Here is a 20,650-nt window from a genome sequence, read left to right on the forward strand (position 1 = left end):
TCATCCCCGGGACGAAGCGGTTCGGTTACGCCCGCCGGCACCGGCGAGCGCGAGGAGCAGGGCCCAGGTGACGAGCAGGCTGAGCACGGACACGGCGACGGACATCTGGGCCTGCGACCCGCCGACGTTGTAGATCCACACGGCGAACGGCTGGTAGCCGAGCAGCCGGGCGACGGTGAACTCGCCGAGCACCAGCGCCAGCGTGAGGAAGGCCGCGTTCAGCAGCGCGCCGCGCAGATTGGGCAGTACGGCCCGCAGCAGGGCCTGCGGCCAGGAGGCGCCGCAGCTGCGGGCGGCCTCGACCAGGGTGCGGACGTCGATGGCACGCAGTCCGGAGTCCAGCGCGCGGTGGACGAACGGCAGCGCCATCACGACGTAGGCGAGGACGAGCACCACCGGGAAGTCGGGGTTCTGGATCGCCACGAACGTCTGGAACAGCGGGGTGCGGGACAAGTGGTCGGGCCCCCACTTCAGTACGGTCGCGATCCCGGCCACGAAGGCGATGGGCGGCACGGCCAGCGGCAGCGAGCACACCACCTCGACCACGGGCCGCAGCCGGGGCGCGCCGAGCCGCAGCGCGACCATGGCGGGCACCATCAGCAGCAGGACGACGGCGATGGTCGCCCCGGCCAGCTCCAGCGAGAGCAGCAGACTGGAGGTGAAGCCCTCGGCGGACAGGATCTGGGTGTAGGCGTCGAAGGTGAGGCCCTGACCGGCCACGTCGACCGTGAAGACCACGGACGCGCCCAGCGGCACCAGGAAGTACAGCGCGGCCAGGCCGAGCACGGCCCAGCGCCAGGGGTTCAGGCGTCGAGCCATCGGGCGCTCCGTCGTTGCAGGGGCAGGTACACGGCCATCACCAGGCCCGCGACCAGGACCATGTCCAGGCTGAGGGCGAGCGCCACGTTCTCCTGGCCGACCAGCACGTTGCCGGAGATGGCGTCGGCGATCTGGAGGGTGACCAGCGGGACCGCGCTGCCCACCATCGCAGCGGCGGTGGCGTAGGCGGCGAAGGCGCTGCCGAAGAGCAGGACCAGGCCGCCGAGCAGGGAGGGCGCGAGGACCGGCAGGGCCACGTGCCGCCAGTACTGCACGGTGGTGGCGCCGTTGTTGCGGGCGGCCTCGCGCCACTGGGCGCGCAGTCCGTCCAGGGCGGGGGTGATGGTGAGGACCATCAGCGGGATGAGGAAGTACAGGTACACCAGCACCAGACCCCAGAAGCTGTAGAGGCTCCAGCCCTTGTCCCCGAGGCCCAGGTGCACGGTCAGCACACCGGCGTTGCCGAGCGTGGCGACGAACGCGAAGGCCAGCGGGACGCCGCCGAAGTTGGCGAGGACGCCGGAGGCGGTGAGCACCGCCTCGCGCAGCGCGCGTGAGCGCGAGGTCACCACGGCCTGCGCGAGCGGCAGTCCGAGCAGCGTGCCGAGGGCGGCGGACACGGCGGACAGCTTGACGCTGCCGATCAGGGCCGTGAGGTAGGGGCCCTCAAGGGAGGTGGCCAGGTTCTGCGCGGTGTACGACGTGGCGCCGGTGGTCTGGTCCTTGACGGTGAAGGCGCCGTCCAGCATGGCCAGGGCGGGGACGCCGAAGGCGATCGCGGTGAACACCAGCAGCGGGACGACGGCGAGCCAGCCGGGGGCACGGCGCCGCCGCTGCTGGGAAGCGACGGGCGCCGTGTCCACCCTGGGGAGAGCGGTGGTCATCCGGCGACGGCCTTCGACCAGCCCTGCGCCAGGGCCGTCTTGGCCTTGCTCTGCTGCGCCTCGGCCGGGAAGGCCGGGGTGCCGGACACCTGCGGGAGCTTGGCCGCGGCCGTCTTGTCGAGAGTGCCGGCCTTGTCCAGGGTGGTCATCAGGACCGGGCGGGCGTAGCCCTTGAGCCACAGGTTCTGGCCCTCGGCGCTGTAGAGGTACTCCTGCCACAGGCGGGCGGCCGCCGGGTGCGGGGCGTCCTTGTTGATGGCCTGGGAGTAGTACTGGGCGTACTGGCCGTCGCTCGGAATGGCGACCTTCCAGTCGACGCCCTTGGACTTGAACTCGTCGGCGTAGCCGGCGTTCAGGTAGTCCCAGTCGATGCTGATGGGCGTCTCGCCCTTCTCGACGGTGGCCGGGGTGGACTCGACGGGCGTGTAGTTGCCGTTCTTCTTGAGCTTGCCGAAGAAGTCGAGGCCGGGCTGGATGTCGTCGAACGAGCCGCCGCTCGCGAGCGCGGCCGCGTACACGCCGCCGAAGGCCGAGCCGGACTTGGTGGGGTTGCCGTTGAGCGCGACCTGGCCCTTGTACTGCGGCTTCAGCAGGTCCTTGAAGGTGGCCGGGCAGGCCTTGACGCGCTTCGCGTCGCAGCCGATGGAGATGTAGCCGCCGTAGTCGTTGTACCAGCGGGCCTGGGTGTCCTTCTGCGCGGCCGGGATGTCGTCGTACGAGGTCACCTTGTACGGCGCGAGCAGGCCCTGCTGGGCGGCACTGAGCGCGAAGGAGCTGCCGAGGTCGAGGACGTCGGGGGCGCGGTCCTGGCCCTTGCGGGAGGTGACGGCGCTGATCTCGTCCTGGCTGGAGCCGTCGGGGCTCTCGTCCTCGATCTTGATGCCGTACTTCTTCTGGAAGCCGTCGATGATGGCGCCGTAGTTGGCCCAGTCGCGGGGCACGGCGATGATGTGCAGCTTGCCTTCCGCCTTGGCGGCCTTGACCAGGGCGTCCATGCCGCCGAAGTCGGCCGCGGAGGTGGCGGTGGCGGCGTTCTTGCCGTCCTTGGTGGTGGTCGACGCGGTGTCGGGGGCGGCACCGCAGGCGCTCAGCGCGAGCACGGCTACGGCGGCGAGGGAGCCGCCGAGGGCGGCGGTTCTCGGCAGGGACACGGTCACGGTCTCTCCAGGGAGTACACACGAGGGTGAGTGGTGCGGCCAACTTGTCTGAACAAGTTGACCCCAGTACGCCCGGCCTCGGTGTCCTGATCGTTAACGGAGGAGGAACGCCGCCCCCCGATTCCCTGCACAATCGCAGCTGACAGTGATCACCGGCAGCTTTGGACTACGCTGGTCACGCTGTGCACAGCGACCTATCCAGAGGGGAAGCATGACGGCGCGACACGAGGAAATCGCCGACGAACTGCGGCGGGCCATCGACCGCGAGGAGTACACAGTCGGCAGCCGGCTGCCCGCCGAGACGGAGCTGGCCGCCCACTACGGCGTCTCGCGCGGCACCGTCCGGCAGGCCGTCTCGTCCCTCACCGCCGAGGGGCTCATCGGCTCCCGTCAGGGCGCCCGCCGAGTGGTGCTCGCCAGCCGCCGCAGCCAGAGCTTCGAGGAACTGCGCAGCTTCGCGCAGTGGGCTCGGGCGATGGGCCGGGAGGCGACGGGTCACGTCGTGTCGCAGGAGTTCCGCCCCGCCGTCCAGGAGGACGCGGTCCGCCTCCAGCTGCGCCCCGGGACACCCGTGCTGCACGTCCTGCGGGTGCGCGGTCTGGACGGTGAGCCGGTGCTCCTGGAGCGGACCGTGTACGCCGACTGGATCGCCCCGGCGGTCGAGGCGATCGAGCCGGACTGCCCCTCCGTCACCCAGCGGCTCTACGAGGAGACGGGCCTGGTCTTCGCCTACGGCGAGCACGTCATCGACGCGGTGGCGGCGGGCGCCCAGGACGCCGGACTCCTCGGCATCCGCCGCACCAGCCCCCTGCTCCGGGTCCGCCGGGTGACCACGACCCGCGAGGGCCGCCCCGTCGAGTGGTCCGACGACCGCTACCGGTCGGACGCGGTGACGTTCGGCGTCCGCAACTCGATAGGCAACAACGCCCTGGCCAGAAAGGCCGCCGACGACACCACGGCGACCGGATGACGCCTCGGGCCGATGACCGCTCAGGCCGGTGAGCCCGAGGAGAAGCGGCGGAGCAGGGGGGACAGCACCAGCACCGACTTGGTGCGCTCCACGAAGGGCTCGCCCGCGATGCGTTCCAGGACCCGCTCGAAGTGGCGCATGTCGGAGGCGAAGACCTGGGCCACCGCGTCGGCCTCGCCGGTGACCGTGGACGCGGCCACGACCTCCTGGTATCGCTCCAGACCTCGCTGGATGGTCTCCGGCGAGGTGTTGGGGCGGCAGTAGATCTCGACGAACCCCTCGGTCTCCCAGCCGAGGGCGGCCGGGTCGACCCGTACGGTGAACCCGGTGATGGCCCCGGTGGCCCGCAGCCGGTCCACCCGCCGCTTCACGGCGGGGGCGGACAGGCCGACCAGTTGCCCGATGTCGGCGTAGGAGCGGCGGGCGTCCTCGGCGAGGGCGTGCACGATGCGTTCGTCGAGATCGTTCAGCACGTTGGGTCGATCACTTCTCAAGCAGAACCAGCAGGTGGAAGAAGTAGAACACGACCCGACGGCCTCAGGCGCCGATCCGGCGCCCGGTCAGCTCCAGCTGGCGTGCAGCGGCTTGCCCTCGGCGTAGCCGGCCGCGCTCTGGACACCGACGATCGCCTTCTCGGCGAACTCCTCAAGGGAACCGGCACCGGCATAGGTGCAGGAGGAGCGGACGCCCGCGATGACCGAGTCGATCAGGTCCTCCACACCCGGTCGGGCCGGGTCGAGGAACATCCGGGAGGTGGAGATGCCCTCCTCGAACAGCGCCTTGCGGGCCCGGTCGTAGGCGGACTCGTCCGACGTGCGGTTGCGCACCGCACGCGCGGAGGCCATACCGAACGACTCCTTGTAGAGGCGGCCGTTCGCGTCCTGCTGAAGGTCGCCCGGCGACTCGTAGGTGCCGGAGAACCACGAGCCGATCATCACGTTGGACGCGCCCGCCGCGAGCGCCATCGCCACGTCGCGCGGGTGACGCACCCCGCCGTCGGCCCACACGTGCTTGCCGTACTTCTTCGCCTCGGCGGCGCACTCCAGCACCGCGGAGAACTGCGGGCGGCCCACGCCGGTCATCATGCGGGTGGTGCACATGGCGCCGGGGCCCACACCGACCTTGATGATGTCCGCGCCGGCGTCGATGAGGTCCTTGACGCCCTCGGCGGACACGATGTTGCCCGCGACGATCGGCACCTGCGGGTCCAGCGCGCGCACCAGCCTGACGGCGCTGATCATCGACTCCTGGTGGCCGTGCGCGGTGTCGATGACGAGCGTGTCCACGCCCGCGTCGAGCAGCTGCTTGGCCTTGCCCGCCACGTCGCCGTTGATGCCGACCGCGGCGGAGACGCGCAACCTGCCGCGCGCGTCCACGGCCGGGGTGTACAGCGTGGCGCGCAGCGCGCCCTTGCGGGTCAGGATGCCGGCGAGCCTGCCGTCCTGGTCGACCGCGGGGGCGTAGCGCCGGTTGTGGGTGTCCAGGGTGTTGAAGGCCGCGCGGGGTTCGATGTCCGCGTCGAGCAGCAGCAGGTCCCGGGACATGACCTCTTCGAGCTGGGTGAAGCGGTCGACGCCGGTCAGGTCCTGGTCGGTGACGACACCGACGGGCCGGCGGTCCTCGTCGACCACCACTCCGGCGTTGTGCGCCCGCTTGGGCAGCAGGGCCAGCGCGTCGGCGACGGTCTGGTGCGGGGCCAGCATGATGGGGGTGTCGAGGACCAGGTGGCGGCTCTTCACCCAGCCGACGACGTCCGCGACGACGTCGATCGGGATGTCCTGCGGAATGACCACCAGGCCGCCGCGCCGGGCCACCGTCTCGGCCATCCGGCGGCCCGCGATCGCGGTCATGTTCGCCACGACCAGCGGGATCGTGGTACCGGTGCCGTCCGGGGAGCTGAGGTCCACCGCCTGACGGGAGCCGACCGCGCTGCGGCTCGGCACCATGAAGACGTCGTCGTACGTCAGGTCGTAGGCGGGCCGGTTGTCATTGAGGAAACGCACGTGCTGCACATCCCAGTCGATCAGAGGTGACCCCCGGACAGGTCAGCCAGGGGGAGAAGCACGTACTTCATTGTCCCATGCCGACCGTGGCGTGACGCCCGGTGGAATCGTCCAGGCAGTCGGGCGGACCCCTTGGAGGATCCGCCAAGGACGCCACCCGGGTCGCGTTCGCGGACGCGGCCTACACCACCGCGAGCGCCACGGTGAGGAGGGGTTCGCGGGCCGACGCGTCGGTGAACACCTCCAGGGCCACCGTCCACTCGTGCGGATGGGCCGTCGCGTACTCCCGCCAGTCCCCGACGACGACGAGCAGGCCCCGCTCGGCGGCGCCCGGCGGCCAGACGGTGGGGTCGGCGAGGCTGTCGGCGAGGGCGTCCCAGTTGCGGCCGAACCAGTCGGGCAGCGTGAGCGCCCGCGCGACGCGGTCCATCAGGTCCGCCTTGCCGGTGGCTCCGCCGAGGTCGAGCGTCACCACACACGGGTCGGTCATCTCAGTACCGCCCGGAACGAGTCGTAGTGATCATCCGTGTAGTACACCTCGCCGTTCTGCCCCGTGACAATGCGCCGGGCCCCGCGGTCGCGCGAGCCCGGGGTGCGCACCGTGTACTCGTGGTAGTAGCCGCGCGGATGGCTCGGCAGCCGTCCCTCGAAGTTCCGGAAGACCGTTCCGTCCTGGGTGTACGGGAAGGGGCCGCCCCGGTCGACGAGACGCAGGGTCTGCCGGGCCTCGGCCGGGAGCCGCGACTCCTCGACGGTGGCCATGTGCCCGGCCCACGCCGGGGTGGACGCGACCGGGGCCGCCGTGGAGGTCGTACCGGTGTGCGAGCACCCCGTCAGCAGTACGGCGAGTACGAGCAGGACGCCCGAGAGCAGACGGGGGACGAACCGTGGCGGCATACGAACGATGCTGTCACGGCCGTCCCCTCCTGACCCGCTGCGACGCCGGTCAGGCACCGTCCGGGTCGGACCGGTGCAGGGCGGGCTTCGGCGTGCTCCCCGCGGTCATCAGGTAGTCCGCTGCCGAGGTGTCCGTCACCAGGCTGGTCACCAGCCCGGAGCGCAGCACCGCGTCGATCGCGGGCGCCTTGCGCTGGCCGCCCGCGATCGCCACGACCTCGGGGACACGGCGGAGCTGGTCGGTCTTGACCGTGATGCACCGCTCCCCCAGGTCGCGTCCGACCCGGCGGCCGTCGGCGTCGAAGAGGTGGGCGGACATCTCCGCGGCGACACCGAGCGAGGCGTAGTGCGCCCGCTCCTCGTCGCTGAGCATGTCGTGCACCGTCGAGATGCCCGGCTCCCAGGAGCCGATGGACACACAGGCGACCGTGACCTTGTCGAAGTACTCGAAGGCGCGGGCGATCCCGGTCTGGTTGCGCAGGGCCGCCGCGGTGGCCGCGTCCGGCAGCAGCATGGGCGCATAGATGGGGTGGGCGTCGCCGCCGGAGACCTGGGCGGCGCGGCGGACGGCTTCGACGGAGCCGCGCTCGGCGGTCCCGGCGTCGTACACGCCCGTCAGCTGCACCACGGTGCACGGCGGCAGCCGGTTCAGGGCCGCCGCCATGTTGATGGTGGACCGTCCCCAGGCGAGTCCGAGGACGTCACCCTCGTTGACGAGTTCGCCGAGCAGATCGGCGGCCACCTCACCGAGGTTCTCGGGGTCGGGCGTCTCCTCGGCCTCGGCCGGGGACTCCACCACGACGGCGTGTCTGAGGCCGTAGCGGGCGCGGAGCGCGTCGGAGCGCTCGGCGTCCAGCTCGGCCGGCACGCGGATCTCGATGCGGACCAGGTCCCGTTCGAGGGCCGTCTCCAGGACCCGGGCCACCTTGAAGCGGCTGACGCCGAACTCCTCCGCGATCTGGATCTTGGATTTGCCCTCGAGGTAGAAGCGGCGGGCCATGGCCGCCGCCTGCACCAGCTCAGCGGGTCCCATCCGCATGGCTGACCGGCCCGCCGACATACCCGACACGGCGATCTCCTCACTGCTGTTCACACTCTGGATTCGCCGTTCATCCTTGCAGATTCGGCGTAACTGATCCGCCCTCATGGGCGCCGTTCATTCAGCTGTTCATGTTGCGGTGGCTCAGTGGTCGCATGCCCACGACGCCTTCGCGGTGGCCACCTCCGCCTGTGCGCGCAGCGCCCGGACCGCGGCCGACGGGTCCTGCGCGCCGTACACCGCCGAGCCCGCCACGAAGACGTCCGCTCCCGCCTCCGCGCACCGTTCGATCGTCGACGCGGACACACCACCGTCGACCTGGAGCCACAGCTCCAGGCCGTGCTTGGCGATCAGCTCACGGGTGCGGCGGATCTTCGGCAGCATGATGTCCAGGAACGCCTGACCGCCGAAGCCCGGCTCGACCGTCATGATCAGCAGCATGTCGAGCTCGGGGAGCAGGTCCTCGTACGGCTCGATCGGCGTGGCGGGCTTGAGCGCCATGGAGGCGCGGGCGCCCTTGGCGCGGATCTCCCGGGCGAGGCGCACGGGCGCCGCGGCCGCCTCGATGTGGAAGGTGACGGACGAGGCGCCCGCTTCGACGTACTGGGGTGCCCAGCGGTCGGGGGCCTCGATCATCAGATGGCAGTCCAGCGGGGTGTCCGTCGCCCGGGCCAGGGACTCCACGACCGGCACGCCGAGCGTGAGGTTCGGGACGAAATGGTTGTCCATGACGTCGACATGGAGCCAGTCGGCTCCGTCGACCGCCTTGGCCTCGTCCGCCAGGCGGGCGAAGTCGGCGGACAGGATGCTGGGGTTGATCTGCGCGGCCATGACCCAAGCCTGCCATGCCCGGGCACGGATGTTCGCCTCGGTCCCGCCCTGCGGGACGCGTCACCCCGTCCGCCGGACCAGCGCCAGATACATCGCGTCCGTGCCGTGCACATGCGGCCACAACTGCACGTCCGGCCCCTCGCCCAGCTCCGGGACCCCGGGCAGCAGCGGGCGGGCGTCCACGAGCTCGGCGTCGGGGCGCTGTTTGAGCACGTCATCCACCACGGCGCGGGTCTCGGCCAGGTGCGGTGAACAGGTGGCGTAGCCGACGACACCGCCGACCCGTACCGAGTCGAGCGCGGTGCGCAGCAGGGCACGCTGGAGCGGCCCGAAGTTCTCCAGGTCCGACGGGCGGCGCCGCCACCTGGCCTCGGGGCGCCTGCGCAGGGCGCCGAGGCCGGTGCACGGCACGTCCATCAGAACCCGGTCGAAGGTGCCGGGCCGCCACGGCGGCCGGGTGCCGTCGGCGGCGATCACCTGGTAGGGGCCCGGGTTGCCGTCCAGCGCCTTGGCGACCAGGCCGGCCCGGTGCGGCTGCTTCTCGGAGGCGAGCAGCACGGCCCCGCGCTGCGCGGCGAGCGCGGCCAGCAGGGACGCCTTGCCGCCGGGACCCGCGCACCCGTCGAGCCACTTGCCGTCCGGCCCGTCCAGGGGCGCGTTGGCGAGTGCCAGGGCGACCAGCTGGCTGCCCTCGTCCTGCACGCCGGCCCGGCCCTCCCGGACGGCGTCGACGGCACCCGGTTCCCCGCCCTCGGCGAGCCGCACGGCATACGGCGACCAGCGCCCGGGTACGGCGGCCTCCTCGCGGAGCAGTTCCTCGGTCGTGGCCCGGCCGGGCCTGGCGACGAGGGTCACCTCGGGCCGCTCGTTGTCGGCCTCCAGCAGGTCCTCGATGCCGGCCCGTCCGCCGCCGAGCGAGTCCCACAGCGCGGAGACGACCCAGCGGGGGTGCGAGTGCACGACGGCGAGATGGTCCTCGGGGTCCTCGTCCCAGGGCGGCGCGACCTTCTCCAGCCACCCGTCGAGGTCGTCCTGGGCGACCTTGCGCAGTACCGCGTTGACGAACTTCGCCCGCCCGTCGCCCAGCACCACCCGGGCCAGCTCGACGGACGAGGAGACGGCGGCGTGCGTCGGGATGCGGGTGCCGAGCAGCTGGTGGACACCGAGGCTCAGCACGTCCAGCACCGGCGGGTCGACCTCCCGCAGCGGCCGGTCGACGCACGCCGAGATGACCGCGTCGTACGTCCCCTGCCGCCGCAGCGTCCCGTAGACCAGCTCGGTGGCGAGGGCGGCGTCCCGGCTGTCGAACTTCTCGGGCCCCTCCTTCTCCCGGGCCTTGCGCAGCAGCGGCGGCAGCACGAGGTTCGCATAGGCGTCCCGCTCGTCCACGGCGCGCAGCGCCTCGAACGCGAGGATCCGGACGGGGTCCTTCTGGGGGCGGCGATAGGGCTTGGCGGGCTTGCGTGGCCGCCGGGACTGCTCAGTCACGGAAAAGGTGCTCCGGGTGTGGGATGGGTGCGGCTCCCACCCTACGCCGTACGCCCCCGCCCGGACGCCCCTGCGCCGGACGCCCCGGCCGGGGCCGGGGCCGGGGGCGAGCGGCCTCAGCCGCCCAGCGTCTCGTCCGCGGCGATCCGCACGCCGCGCGCCCAGTCCGCCGCGCGCATCGGCTTCTTGCCCTGGGCCTGCACCCACAGCAGCTCCACGGCGTAGGAACCGGTGCCCACGTGGACGGTGTTCTTGGCGACCGCCAACTGGCCGGGGGCCAGATCGGTCCGGTCCGGCACCGGTGTGGTGTGCACGAGCTTGAGCCGCTCGCCCCGGAAGGTGGTCCAGGCACCGGGCGCCGGGGTGCATCCGCGCACCATCCGGTCGACGCGCAGCGCGGGCGCGGCCCAGTCGATCCGGGCGTCGTCCACGGTGATCTTCGGCGCGAGGGTGACGCCCTCGGCGGGCTGCGGTACGGCCTTCAGCGTGCCGTCGGCGATGCCGTCCACGGTCGCGGCGAGCAGCCCGGCACCGGCGAAGGCGAGCCGGGTGAGCAGGTCGCCGCTGGTGTCGGTGGGGCGGACCTCCTCGGTCACCGTCCCGTACACCGGGCCCGAGTCGAGTCCTTCCTCGATGAGGAAGGTGGAGGCCCCGGTGATCTCGTCCCCGGCCATGACGGAGTGCTGCACGGGCGCGGCACCGCGCCAGGCGGGCAGCAGCGAGAAGTGCAGGTTCACCCAGCCGTGGGAGGGAATGTCGAGGGCGACGCGCGGCAGCAGGGCGCCGTAGGCGACGACCGGGCAGCAGTCCGGGGCGATCTCGCGGAGCCGCTCCAGGAACTCGGGGTCGCGCGGCTTGAGCGGCTTCAGCACCTCGATGCCGGCCTCCTCCGCCCGCTCGGCCACCGGGGACGCGACCAGTCGGCGCCCGCGGCCGGCCGGGGCGTCGGGACGCGTGACGACGGCGGCCACCTCGTGCCGCCCGGAGGCGAGAAGAGCGTCCAGAGCGGGAACGGCGACCTCGGGGGTACCTGCGAAGACGAGCTTCATGGGTGCGTGGGGGCCTCTCGGGCGGGCGACGGGCGGGCAGCCTCCAAGTCTATGACCACACACGGAAACAGGGCGTGCGCGGGCGGGAAAAGCAGCGTACGCGTATACCCATACGCCCCCAGCCCGTGACCAGCGGAGCGCGAACGCGTTGGTCAAAAAAGAGTTGACCACAAAGGGCCGCCATTGCGCCCGTTTCCTTTCAACGCCGGTTCGAGAGGCTTGTTCATGGCCGACCACGCAACCCACGACGCCCAGGCCCGGGCCAGCCTGCATTTGCTGGTGCGGGACATCGAGCGGGTCCGCCGCCAGGTGGACGCACTGCGCACGCTCACCGCCCAGTTGGGCAACGTCTACCGTCCTCGCCGCTCCGGTCCCTCCACGGGCTTCGTCGTCTACGGACGCGCCCCCGCCCCGACGGTGCGCCTCGCCCAGGAACTCAGGGACAGCGTCGAAACCCTGGTCACCGCGGCCGTCGACTTCGACCGCTCGCTGGGCTTCTCGTGGGACGCGGTGGGCTCCGCGCTCGGGGTCACCAAGCAGGCGGTTCACCGCCGTTACGGCGCCCGCCGCGCAGCGACCGCCCAGGCGCCCACCGAGGCCGACATCGCCTCGGAGCCCTCGGGCACGCGCACCGTCAATGTCGGCGCCGGCCTTCCCACGGTGCCCACGGTCCCCGCCGCCCGTTCCATGCCCACCCAGCCCACCGCGGGCAGCCCCACTCTCCGCGAAGACGTCCGGCCGACCGCCTTTCCCGGCCCGCGCAACGGCTGACCCACCCTCACTTCGCCCTCCCGGCACCCCTCCGGGAGGGCGACGGCGTACCGAAACCTCCCGGCAGTCCCCCGGACGCGGCCGTATCCCGGCGCAGCCGATGTCCGGCACATCAACTCACCCCCGTACGCCCTCCACCACGACCGCCCGGCACACGCGCCCCCCCAGACCGCCCCTGGCCCCGTCCCCCCGGACGGCACCGTGGCTCACCCGATGTCCGGCGGGTCGATCCGCAGTCGCACCGCCTCCGCGCTTCCCCGCGCCAGCCGCGCGGCCTGTGCCGTCTTCAGTGCGGCCGCCAGCGCCGCCCCGCTGCCGGGCGGCACCCGGATGAGCGCCCGCTCCCAGATCTCACCGGGCGGCGGCGCCCCGGTGCGCCGCGGCCGTCCGGGGAGCGTGGCCGGGACGGGCACCGGTCCCAGCAGCTCGGCGTCCGGCGGGAGTTCGACGGCGCCCAGGAAGCCGGCGACGGCCTCTGCCGGACCCGACACGGCCGCCATCCGGGACACCGGCGGAAAGCCCAGCTCGGCGCGCTCCGCCAGCTCCCGCACCGCGTGCCCGACGGGGTCCCAGCGCACCAGCGCCTGCACGGGACGCAGGGTCGGCTCGGCGACGATCACCACGGTCCCCCCGTCCGGCTGGGGGCGTACCAGCGCACAGGCGGCGATCCAGCGCCGCAGCGCGTCCTCACCGGCCCGCAGATCCGGACGGCCGAGCATGGCCCAGCCGTCGAGCAGCAGGGCCGCCGCGTAGCCGCCCTCGGCGACGGGTTCGGCACCCGGGGTGGAGACCACCAGCGCGGGGGTGCCCGGCACCGTGTCCAGCACGTGTTCCCGCCCGGAGGTGCGCACCGGCACGGCGGGGAAGGCCCGGCCCAGTTCCTCGGCGGTCCGACGCGCCCCCACGATCTGGGCCCGCAGCCGGAAGCCGCCGCAGTCCGGACAGTGCCACTCCGTTTCCGGGCGCCCGCACCATCCGCAGCGCAGCTCGCCCGAGTCCGGCGCCTGGAGCGGTCCCGAACAGTGCCGGCACCGCGCGGGCGCCCGGCACCGGTCGCAGGCCATGCGCGGCACATACCCCCGGCGGGGTACCTGGACGAGCACCGGTCCGTGCCCCAGCGCCTGCCTGGCCGTCTGCCAGGCGAGGGTCGGCAGCCGGGCGGCGCGGGCGGCCTCGTCGCGGGCGAGGTCGCCGTCGCCCACGGTCCGCACCAGCGGCGCGGTCCGCCGGACCTGCTCCCGGCCCGCGACCAGGGGGCGCGCCCAGCCGCTCTCCACCAGCTGCGCGGCCTCCACGGTGCAGTTCCAGCCGCCCAGCAGGAAAGCGCACTTGTCCTGGGCCGCGCGCAGCAGCAGCACGTCCCGGGCGTGCGGCTGCGGGGCGTGCGGCTCGCTGTGGCTGTCGTCGCCGTCGTCCCAGATCGCGACGAGGCCGAGGTTCTGGACGGGCGCGAACATGGCCGCCCGGGTGCCGACGACGGCCCGCAGGGAGCCCCTGCGCACGGCGAGCCACTGCGCGTACCGCTTCTCGGGCCCGGCGTCGGCGGTGAGCAGCGCGTGCCGTCCCTGGCCGAGCAGCTCGGTCAGTGCGCCGTCGACCCGGGCGGCGGCACGGCCGTCCGGCACGACGACGAGGGCGCCGCGTCCCGAGGCGAGCGTCGCGGCGACGGCCCGCGCCAGCTCCTCGCTCCACCGTGGTCCGGGCAGCGCGTTCCACACGGCTCGGGGGGCGCCGCCCGAGGCCAGTGACTCGACGAAGGCGGCGCCGTGCTCGTACCGGGTCCATGACCCGGCGGCGGGTGCGTCGGGCGGGGGCAGCGGCGGGGGCGAGGGACGCTGTTCGGCGCGGGCGTTGCGCGGTGGCACGGCCAGTTGCAGCACGTCGGCGAGGCTGCCCGCGTACCGGTCGGCGACGGCTCGGGCGAGTCCCAGGAGCTCCTCGCCGAGCACGGGTTCGGGCGACACGACCTGGGCGAGCGCGGCCAGCGGCCCGGAGTAGTCGGACTCGGCGAGCCGCTCCACGAGGAACCCGTCGATGAGCCCGCCGCCCTCGCGCCGGCCCCCGCGCACACGGTGCCGCCCGGCGCCGAACCGCACCCGGACCCGGACACCGGGCTGTGCCTCGGCGTCCAGTTCCTCGGGCACCGCGTAGTCGAAGTAGCGGTCGAGGTGCAGCACTCCCTTGTCGACCAGTACCCGGGCGACCGGCAGCTCTCCGGCCAGCGCGGCCCCGCGCCAGGTCCGGGGCTTGGCCCGCGGCACCTTGGCTTCGCGCACGCTCTCCCGGATGAGCGCGAGCTGTTCCGGCGGCGCTCCTTCGGCCCCGCCGTCCCGCGGCTCGTTCTCGCTGCTCACGCTTGCATTCTTACCAAACTGGACTGACAACCGGCGCCGGTCCGGATACGCCGAAGCCCGGCCCCGAGGTGTGACACGAGGCCGGGCTTCGGGTGGTCGGAGCTCGCTTACACGCCAGCAGCCTTGCGCAGCGCGTCCACCCGGTCCGTGCGCTCCCAGGTGAAGTCCGACAGCTCACGGCCGAAGTGGCCGTAGGCCGCCGTCTGGGCGTAGATCGGGCGGAGCAGGTCGAGGTCGCGGATGATGGCGGCCGGGCGGAGGTCGAAGACCTCGTCGATCGCCTTCTCGATCTTCTCGGTCTCGATCTTGTGGGTGCCGAAGGTCTCCACGAAGAGCCCGACCGGCTCGGCCTTGCCGATCGCGTAGGCGACCTGGACCTCGCAGCGGCCGGCCAGGCCCGCAGCGACGACGTTCTTGGCGACCCAGCGCATCGCGTACGCGGCCGAGCGGTCGACCTTGGACGGGTCCTTGCCGGAGAAGGCTCCGCCACCGTGGCGGGCCATACCGCCGTAGGTGTCGATGATGATCTTGCGGCCGGTCAGGCCCGCGTCACCCATCGGGCCGCCGATCTCGAAGCGGCCGGTCGGGTTGACCAGGAGGCGGTAGCCCTCGGTGTCCAGCTTGATGCCCTCGTCCAGCAGGGCCTTCAGCTCCGGTTCCACCACGAACTCGCGGATGTCGGGGGCGAGCAGCGACTCCAGGTCGATGTCGCTCGCGTGCTGGGAGGAGACGACGACCGTGTCGAGGCGGACGGCCTTGTCGCCGTCGTACTCGATGGTGACCTGCGTCTTGCCGTCCGGGCGCAGGTAGGGGATGGTGCCGTTCTTGCGGACGTCCGACAGGCGCTTGGACAGACGGTGCGCCAGGAAGATCGGGAGCGGCATCAGCGTCGGCGTCTCGTCCGTCGCGTAGCCGAACATGAGGCCCTGGTCGCCCGCGCCCTGCTTGTCCAGCTCGTCGTCGTCGCCCTCGACCCGGTTCTCGTACGCCGTGTCGACACCCTGCGCGATGTCCGGGGACTGCGAGCCGATCGACACCGACACGCCGCAGGAGGCGCCGTCGAAGCCCTTCTTCGAGGAGTCGTAACCGATCTCCAGGATGGTGTTGCGGACCAGGGTCGCGATGTCCGCGTACGCCTTGGTCGTCACCTCGCCGGCCACGTGCACCAGGCCGGTGGTGATCAGAGTCTCCACGGCGACCCGGGAGGTCGGGTCCTCGCGCAGAAGCGCGTCGAGAATGGTGTCGCTGATCTGGTCAGCGATCTTGTCGGGGTGACCCTCGGTGACGGACTCCGAGGTGAACAGTCGACGGGACACAACGCTCCCTGGGGTTGCAGCGGCTGCTGGCTGATCATTGTCGGACGACACGGGGCTGCCACCCGGCGCCATCCGGGGAACAGCTTACTTGTCGCACCCTGCCGCCGGCCCACCCGTCTCGCCTCTCGGGAGCGCTGTGACCTGCGGCACGCGCAATTCTGCCCAATGCCGAGCGGCCTTGGCCAGAGTCGCCACGCCGCAAAGTCCGCTCCCGGGGGACCGCCGGACGAGCCGGACGGGTCAGGAGAGGCGGGGCGCCACCAGGTCCCAGACGATGTCGGCGAGCGCTTCCTTCGGGCCGTGCGGTACCGGCGTCTCACTGCCGTCCGAGCCCAGCACCACTGCCTCGTTGTCCTCGGCACCGAAGGTTCTGCGCTCCCCCACCTCGTTCACCACGAGCAGGTCGCAGCCCTTGCGGGCCAGTTTCGTGCGGCCGTTCGCGAGGACGTCGTCCGTCTCGGCGGCGAATCCCACAATCACCTGCTCGGGGCGCGCCCGGTCGGCCGAGATCTCGGCGAGGACGTCCGGGTTGCGCACCAGGACGACCGGCTCCGGCTCCTGGCCCTCCTTCTTCTTGATCTTCCCGGTGGCGTAGGCGGCGGGCCGGAAGTCGGCCACGGCGGCGGCCATGACCACGGCGTCGGCGTCCGCCGCGGCCTTCAGCACGGCCTCGCGCAGTTGCACGGCGGTGCCCACCGGCACGACGTCCACGCCGGCCGGGTCCGGCAGGCCGGTGTTGGCGGCGATCAGCGTCACGCGGGCGCCGCGCGCGGCGGCCGTGCGGGCGAGGGCGTAGCCCTGCTTGCCGGAGGAGCGGTTGCCGAGGAAGCGGACCGGGTCGAGGGGCTCGCGGGTGCCGCCCGCGGTGATGACGACGTGCCGGCCCGACAGGTCGGGTTCGGCGTCGCCCCGGGCGAGGACCCGGCGGCACACCTCGAAGATCTCGGCCGGGTCGGGCAGTCTGCCCTTACCGGTGTCCACACCGGTGAGGCGGCCGACGGCGGGCTCGATGACGACCGCACCCCGGCGGCGCAGGGTCGCCACGTTCTCCTGGGTGGCCGGGTGCTCCCACATCTCGGTGTGCATGGCGGGGGCGAAGACCACCGGGCAGCGGGCGGTCAGCAGCGTGTTGGTGAGCAGGTCGTCGGCGAGACCGTGGGCGGCCTTGGCGAGCATGTCGGCGGTGGCCGGGGCCACGACCACCAGGTCGGCGTGCTGGCCGATGCGGACGTGCGGGACCTCGTGCACGTCATCCCAGACCTCGGTGGAGACGGGGTTGCCGGAGAGCGCGGACCAGGTGGCGGCGCCGACGAAGTGCAGGGCGGACGCCGTGGGCACGACCCTGACGTCGTGGCCCGACTCCGTCAGCCTTCTCAGCAGCTCACAGGCCTTGTACGCGGCAATGCCGCCACTGACCCCCAGAACGACCCTCGGCTTGTCCACCGTCTCTCCCCGGACTCGGAAACGCGCAGTCTGAAACGTACGACTCCCATGACACACCACAGGCCCGGCAGTCGCGCTGCCGGGCCTGTGGACAAGTCACTTGCGGACTGAAAGTACTACTGCGCCGGACCGTCGATGGCCTCGGAGGTCAGCAGACCCGCGTTGATCTCGCGCAGGGCGATCGAGAGCGGCTTCTCGTGGACGTGGGTGTCGACGAGGGGACCGACGTACTCCAGGAGGCCCTCACCGAGCTGCGAGTAGTACGCGTTGATCTGGCGGGCCCGCTTGGCCGCGTAGATCACCAGGCTGTACTTCGAGTCGGTTGCCTCAAGAAGCTCGTCGATCGGAGGGTTGATGATGCCCTCGGGCGCGGTAATGGAAGAGGACACGCTCTACCTTCCGAAAGATGGGAACAGATCAGACGCAATCACACAACGTCCATCAAGGCTAGCAGCTCACGCGCCACGTCCTCGACGGAGGTGTTGACCAGGGTGACATCGAACTCGGGCTCGGCCGCCAGCTCGATCTTGGCCGCTTCCAGGCGGCGCTCGATGACCTCGGGCGGCTCGGTACCCCGGCCCGTGAGTCTGCGCACCAGCTCCTCCCAGGAGGGGGGAGCCAGGAACACCAGCTGAGCCTCCGGCATGGACTCGCGGACCTGCCGGGCGCCCTGGAGGTCGATCTCCAGCAGCACGGGCTCGCCCGCCTCCAGCCGCTCCAGCACCGCCGCACGCGGCGTGCCGTACCGGTTGCCGGCGAATTCGGCCCACTCCAGCAGCTCACCGTTGGCGATCAGCTTGTCCATCTCGTCGTCGGTGACGAAGAAGTAGTGGACACCGTGCTTCTCGCCGGGCCGGGGCTTGCGGGTGGTGGCCGACACCGAGAGCCAGACCTCGGAGTGTTCCCTGCGCATATGAGCGACGACCGTGCTCTTGCCGACCCCCGAGGGGCCGGAGAGCACGGTCAGTCGCGGACGTTCACTCATGCAGCGATTATTCCAGCAATCGCGGAGTGCCCGGGACGCCGATCCCCGGGACCCCCCGCACTTCAGGAACCGGTGCTGCCGAACTCGCGCTCCAGGGAAGCGATCTGGTTGGAACCGAGACCACGCACACGGCGGCTCTCGGAGATGCCGAGTCGCTCCATGATCTGCTTGGCGCGGACCTTGCCCACGCCCGGCAGCGACTCAAGCAGCGCGGAGACCTTCATCTTGCCGATGACGTCGTTCTCCTGGCCCTGCTTGATGACCTCGTGGAGAGAGGCGCCGGAGTGCTTGAGTCGATTCTTGACCTCGGCCCGCTCCCGGCGAGCCGCGGCGGCCTTTTCGAGCGCGGCTGCGCGCTGTTCAGGGGTAAGGGGCGGAAGAGCCACGCCTGCGTCACCTCGGATGTCGAACTGTCGGATACGGACCGGTGAGGAACCTAGTCGCCCCACACCTGGGGAGCTACGAGCAACACGCTGCCCGTTTCCCCCACTGCCTTGAGAGGGCGTGGGAGGTGCCCCCACTGCTCGGAGACTAGCGGTCTGGGCCGCCAGAGTCAGCGAGAACAGCGGAAAAGTCCTGGTCAGCCTCCGTCAGGTCGGGCATTTCAGGCATAACGACCAGGTTTTGAGGGTGTATTCGGACTCCGGTCGCCCACCGGAGGGGCTCAGGCCGCCGTCACGGCCGCGCGGATCTCCTCCGCGAAGCGGTCCGCGGCCGTGCGCAGCGCCCCCACGTCCGGACCGTGACGAAGAACACCCCTGCTCACGTTCGGCACGACGTTGCGCACCGCGGACCGGAACACCCGCGGCAGATCGGCGGGCGTCGCGCCCTGGGCGCCGATTCCCGGGGCGAGGAGCGGACCGTTGATGTCCAGGTCGTACGACGACAGGTCGCCGAGCGTGGCGCCGACGACCGCCCCGAAGGAGCCCAGCGGCTCCTCCCCCGCGTTCTCGGCGGCCAGGTGGCCCAGCATCGTCGCGCCCACCGAGCGCCCGTCGGCCCGGACCGCGTGCTGCACCTCGCCGCCCTCCGGATTGGAGGTCAGCGCCAGCACGAACAGGCCCGTGCCGCTCTCCCTGGCCAGCGCGACGGCCGGGCTCAGCGAGCCGTATCCGAGGTACGGCGAGACGGTCAGGGCGTCCGAGAACAGGGGCGCGTCCTTGTGCAGGAAGGACTCGGCGTAGGCGGCCATGGTGGAACCGATGTCGCCGCGCTTGGCGTCCATGACGACCAGCGCGCCCGCCGCCCGGGCCTCCCGGACGGACTTCTCCAGGACGGCGAGCCCGCGCGAGCCGAAGCGCTCGAAGAACGCGCTCTGCGGCTTGAGCACGGCGACCCGGTCGGCCATCGCCTCGACAACCGTGCGGCTGAACCGCTCCAGGCCGGTGACGTCGTCGTTCAGCCCCCACTCGGCGAGCAGTGAGGCGTGCGGGTCGATGCCGACGCACAGCGGGCCACGCTCGTCCATGGCGCGGCGCAGTCGTGCGCCGAAGGGTTCGAGAGCGCTCATGCGGGCTGTCCCGCCTTCCTGACGTCGGCGCCGACGGCGTCGGCGAGGGTGGCGTACGGGCTCGTGCGCAGGCGGGCGGCGAGCCCCTTGTGGATGGAGCGGCTCCAGAACGGCCCCTCGTAGATGAAGGCGCTGTACCCCTGGACCAGCGTGGCGCCGGCCAGGATGCGCTGCCAGGCGTCCTCGGCGGTCTCGATGCCCCCGACACCCACCAGGGTGATCCGGTCTCCCACGCGGGCGTACAGGCGGCGCAGGACCTCCAGGGAGCGGCCCTTCAGGGGGGCGCCGGACAGCCCGCCGGTCTCCTGGACGAGCGCGGGGGCGGAGGTGAGGCCGAGTCCCTCGCGCGCGATGGTGGTGTTGGTGGCGATGATCCCGTCCAGACCGAGGTCGACGGCCAGGTCGGCGACGGCGTCGACGTCCTCGTCGGCCAGGTCCGGCGCGATCTTCACCAGGAGCGGCACCCGGCGGTCCGGGACCGAGCGGTCGGCGGCCTCGCGCACCGCGCTCAGCAGCGGGCGCAGTGCCTCGGTGGCCTGGAGGTTGCGCAGGCCGGGGGTGTTCGGGGAGGAGACGTTGACGACCAGGTAGTCGGCGTACGGCGCGAGCCGTTCGGCCGACTTCACGTAGTCGGCCGCGGCCTCCGCCTCGGGGACGACCTTGGTCTTGCCGATGTTGACGCCCACGACGGTCCGGAAGACCGGCTCGCGGGACGCGAGGCGGGCGGCGACCGCGAGGGAGCCCTCGTTGTTGAAGCCCATGCGGTTGATCAGCGCCCGGTCCGGGACGAGGCGGAACAGCCGCTTCCTGGGGTTGCCCGGCTGCGCCTCGCCCGTGACCGTGCCGATCTCGACATGGTCGAAGCCGAGCATCGCCATGCCGTCGACGGCCACCGCGTTCTTGTCGAAGCCGGCGGCGAGCCCGAAGGGCCCGTGCATCCGCAGCCCGAACGCCTCCGTGCGCAGCTCCCTGTAACGGGGGGCGAGGGCGGCGGCGACGAAGGTGCGCAGCACCGGGACGCGGGCGGCTCGGCGGATCCACCGGAAGGCCAGGTGGTGGGCCTGCTCCGGGTCCATCGCCCGGAAGACCAGTCGGAAGAAGATCTTGTACATGTGGGTGTCCTCGTGAGGCCTC

The 20,650-nt window shown here is 72.1% G+C and carries 21 protein-coding genes; 2 read left to right on the forward strand and 19 right to left on the reverse strand.

The window, feature by feature from the left end; genetic code table 11:
* The 3 genes from ACIPK3_RS18510 to ACIPK3_RS18520 are packed head-to-tail and all read right to left on the reverse strand — an operon-like array spanning window position 1 to window position 2,860.
* Window positions 1–819, reverse strand: a complete 819-nt coding sequence (locus ACIPK3_RS18510; RefSeq protein ID WP_402570895.1) for an ABC transporter permease — start codon at window positions 817–819, stop codon at window positions 1–3.
* A complete protein-coding gene (locus ACIPK3_RS18515) occupies window positions 804–1,703 on the reverse strand; it encodes an ABC transporter permease (RefSeq protein WP_402570897.1) in 900 nt (299 codons plus the stop codon). Before ACIPK3_RS18515 ends, ACIPK3_RS18510 begins: the two co-directional genes overlap by 16 nt.
* Window positions 1,700–2,860: an ABC transporter substrate-binding protein gene (locus ACIPK3_RS18520; protein ID WP_402570899.1), complete on the reverse strand. Its 1,161-nt coding sequence runs from the start codon at window positions 2,858–2,860 to the stop codon at window positions 1,700–1,702. The genes ACIPK3_RS18515 and ACIPK3_RS18520 overlap by 4 nt, the downstream gene beginning before the upstream one ends.
* Before the next feature lie 211 nt (window positions 2,861–3,071).
* Here ACIPK3_RS18520 and ACIPK3_RS18525 point away from each other — a divergent pair, with 211 nt between their 5' ends.
* Window positions 3,072–3,830 carry a GntR family transcriptional regulator gene (locus ACIPK3_RS18525; protein WP_402570901.1) on the forward strand — a complete coding sequence of 253 codons (759 nt, stop codon included), beginning with the start codon at window positions 3,072–3,074 and terminating at the stop codon, window positions 3,828–3,830.
* Window positions 3,831–3,850: 20 nt separating this feature from the next.
* On the opposite strand, the gene ACIPK3_RS18530 is transcribed toward ACIPK3_RS18525, so the two are convergent.
* From ACIPK3_RS18530 to fmt, 8 genes are all read right to left on the reverse strand, one after another.
* Complete coding sequence (locus tag ACIPK3_RS18530; RefSeq protein ID WP_402570902.1) at window positions 3,851–4,303, reverse strand: Lrp/AsnC family transcriptional regulator; 453 nt, start codon at window positions 4,301–4,303, stop codon at window positions 3,851–3,853.
* 87 nt (window positions 4,304–4,390) lie between these two features.
* Window positions 4,391–5,833, reverse strand: a complete 1,443-nt coding sequence (locus ACIPK3_RS18535) for a GuaB1 family IMP dehydrogenase-related protein (protein WP_402570904.1) — start codon at window positions 5,831–5,833, stop codon at window positions 4,391–4,393.
* A 181-nt stretch (window positions 5,834–6,014) separates the two neighbouring features.
* Entirely contained in the window at window positions 6,015–6,323 is a 309-nt protein-coding gene (locus ACIPK3_RS18540) for a barstar family protein (protein WP_402570906.1), read from the reverse strand.
* The gene (locus ACIPK3_RS18545) at window positions 6,320–6,730 is read right to left on the reverse strand and encodes a ribonuclease domain-containing protein (protein ID WP_402570908.1); all 411 of its coding nucleotides are present in this window, start codon (window positions 6,728–6,730) and stop codon (window positions 6,320–6,322) included. The genes ACIPK3_RS18540 and ACIPK3_RS18545 overlap by 4 nt, the downstream gene beginning before the upstream one ends.
* 49 nt (window positions 6,731–6,779) lie before the next feature.
* Complete coding sequence (locus ACIPK3_RS18550) at window positions 6,780–7,823, reverse strand: sugar-binding transcriptional regulator (protein ID WP_402570909.1); 1,044 nt, start codon at window positions 7,821–7,823, stop codon at window positions 6,780–6,782.
* Between the two features lie 90 nt (window positions 7,824–7,913).
* Window positions 7,914–8,600: a ribulose-phosphate 3-epimerase gene (rpe, locus tag ACIPK3_RS18555; protein ID WP_402570910.1), complete on the reverse strand. Its 687-nt coding sequence runs from the start codon at window positions 8,598–8,600 to the stop codon at window positions 7,914–7,916.
* Window positions 8,601–8,660: 60 nt separating this feature from the next.
* Window positions 8,661–10,088 carry an RsmB/NOP family class I SAM-dependent RNA methyltransferase gene (locus tag ACIPK3_RS18560; RefSeq protein ID WP_402570911.1) on the reverse strand — a complete coding sequence of 476 codons (1,428 nt, stop codon included), beginning with the start codon at window positions 10,086–10,088 and terminating at the stop codon, window positions 8,661–8,663.
* Between the two features lie 116 nt (window positions 10,089–10,204).
* Entirely contained in the window at window positions 10,205–11,137 is a 933-nt protein-coding gene (gene fmt / locus ACIPK3_RS18565) for a methionyl-tRNA formyltransferase (RefSeq protein WP_402570913.1), read from the reverse strand.
* Window positions 11,138–11,362: 225 nt separating this feature from the next.
* Here fmt and ACIPK3_RS18570 point away from each other — a divergent pair, with 225 nt between their 5' ends.
* Entirely contained in the window at window positions 11,363–11,908 is a 546-nt protein-coding gene (locus ACIPK3_RS18570; RefSeq protein ID WP_402570915.1) for a hypothetical protein, read from the forward strand.
* A 206-nt stretch (window positions 11,909–12,114) separates the two neighbouring features.
* On the opposite strand, the gene ACIPK3_RS18575 is transcribed toward ACIPK3_RS18570, so the two are convergent.
* The 8 genes from ACIPK3_RS18575 to ACIPK3_RS18610 all read right to left on the reverse strand — a co-directional run bounded on the left by ACIPK3_RS18575 (window position 12,115) and on the right by ACIPK3_RS18610 (window position 20,628).
* The gene (locus ACIPK3_RS18575; RefSeq protein WP_402570917.1) at window positions 12,115–14,262 is read right to left on the reverse strand and encodes a primosomal protein N'; all 2,148 of its coding nucleotides are present in this window, start codon (window positions 14,260–14,262) and stop codon (window positions 12,115–12,117) included.
* Between the two features lie 107 nt (window positions 14,263–14,369).
* Window positions 14,370–15,578: a methionine adenosyltransferase gene (gene metK, locus ACIPK3_RS18580; RefSeq protein ID WP_402570918.1), complete on the reverse strand. Its 1,209-nt coding sequence runs from the start codon at window positions 15,576–15,578 to the stop codon at window positions 14,370–14,372.
* A 240-nt stretch (window positions 15,579–15,818) separates the two neighbouring features.
* Window positions 15,819–17,021 carry a bifunctional phosphopantothenoylcysteine decarboxylase/phosphopantothenate--cysteine ligase CoaBC gene (gene coaBC / locus ACIPK3_RS18585; RefSeq protein ID WP_402570920.1) on the reverse strand — a complete coding sequence of 401 codons (1,203 nt, stop codon included), beginning with the start codon at window positions 17,019–17,021 and terminating at the stop codon, window positions 15,819–15,821.
* 116 nt (window positions 17,022–17,137) lie between these two features.
* Complete coding sequence (rpoZ, locus tag ACIPK3_RS18590; protein ID WP_329015842.1) at window positions 17,138–17,410, reverse strand: DNA-directed RNA polymerase subunit omega; 273 nt, start codon at window positions 17,408–17,410, stop codon at window positions 17,138–17,140.
* Window positions 17,411–17,448: 38 nt separating this feature from the next.
* Complete coding sequence (gene gmk / locus ACIPK3_RS18595; RefSeq protein ID WP_402570922.1) at window positions 17,449–18,006, reverse strand: guanylate kinase; 558 nt, start codon at window positions 18,004–18,006, stop codon at window positions 17,449–17,451.
* Window positions 18,007–18,068: 62 nt separating this feature from the next.
* A complete protein-coding gene (locus ACIPK3_RS18600) occupies window positions 18,069–18,392 on the reverse strand; it encodes an integration host factor (protein ID WP_003977346.1) in 324 nt (107 codons plus the stop codon).
* A gap of 278 nt (window positions 18,393–18,670) precedes the next feature.
* Entirely contained in the window at window positions 18,671–19,516 is an 846-nt protein-coding gene (gene pyrF, locus ACIPK3_RS18605; RefSeq protein WP_402570923.1) for an orotidine-5'-phosphate decarboxylase, read from the reverse strand.
* The gene (locus tag ACIPK3_RS18610) at window positions 19,513–20,628 is read right to left on the reverse strand and encodes a quinone-dependent dihydroorotate dehydrogenase (RefSeq protein WP_402571387.1); all 1,116 of its coding nucleotides are present in this window, start codon (window positions 20,626–20,628) and stop codon (window positions 19,513–19,515) included. Before ACIPK3_RS18610 ends, pyrF begins: the two co-directional genes overlap by 4 nt.
* Window positions 20,629–20,650 lie beyond the last annotated feature (22 nt).

Origin of the sequence: Streptomyces sp. NPDC086787 (genome assembly GCF_044745865.1) — a bacterium.
Lineage (GTDB): Bacteria > Actinomycetota > Actinomycetes > Streptomycetales > Streptomycetaceae > Streptomyces.

Bases quoted from the DNA above. Each gene is read 5' to 3' on its own strand.
- ACIPK3_RS18515 (WP_402570897.1), bottom strand. From the start codon at position 1,703: ATGACCACCGCTCTCCCCAGGGTGGACACGGCGCCCGTCGCTTCCCAG.
- ACIPK3_RS18510 (WP_402570895.1), bottom strand. From the start codon at position 819: ATGGCTCGACGCCTGAACCCCTGGCGCTGGGCCGTGCTCGGCCTGGCC.
- ACIPK3_RS18545 (WP_402570908.1), bottom strand. From the start codon at position 6,730: ATGCCGCCACGGTTCGTCCCCCGTCTGCTCTCGGGCGTCCTGCTCGTA.
- rpe (WP_402570910.1), bottom strand. From the start codon at position 8,600: ATGGCCGCGCAGATCAACCCCAGCATCCTGTCCGCCGACTTCGCCCGC.
- fmt (WP_402570913.1), bottom strand. From the start codon at position 11,137: ATGAAGCTCGTCTTCGCAGGTACCCCCGAGGTCGCCGTTCCCGCTCTG.
- ACIPK3_RS18610 (WP_402571387.1), bottom strand. From the start codon at position 20,628: ATGTACAAGATCTTCTTCCGACTGGTCTTCCGGGCGATGGACCCGGAG.
- gmk (WP_402570922.1), bottom strand. From the start codon at position 18,006: ATGAGTGAACGTCCGCGACTGACCGTGCTCTCCGGCCCCTCGGGGGTC.
- ACIPK3_RS18525 (WP_402570901.1), top strand. From the start codon at position 3,072: ATGACGGCGCGACACGAGGAAATCGCCGACGAACTGCGGCGGGCCATC.
- ACIPK3_RS18540 (WP_402570906.1), bottom strand. From the start codon at position 6,323: ATGACCGACCCGTGTGTGGTGACGCTCGACCTCGGCGGAGCCACCGGC.
- ACIPK3_RS18570 (WP_402570915.1), top strand. From the start codon at position 11,363: ATGGCCGACCACGCAACCCACGACGCCCAGGCCCGGGCCAGCCTGCAT.
- pyrF (WP_402570923.1), bottom strand. From the start codon at position 19,516: ATGAGCGCTCTCGAACCCTTCGGCGCACGACTGCGCCGCGCCATGGAC.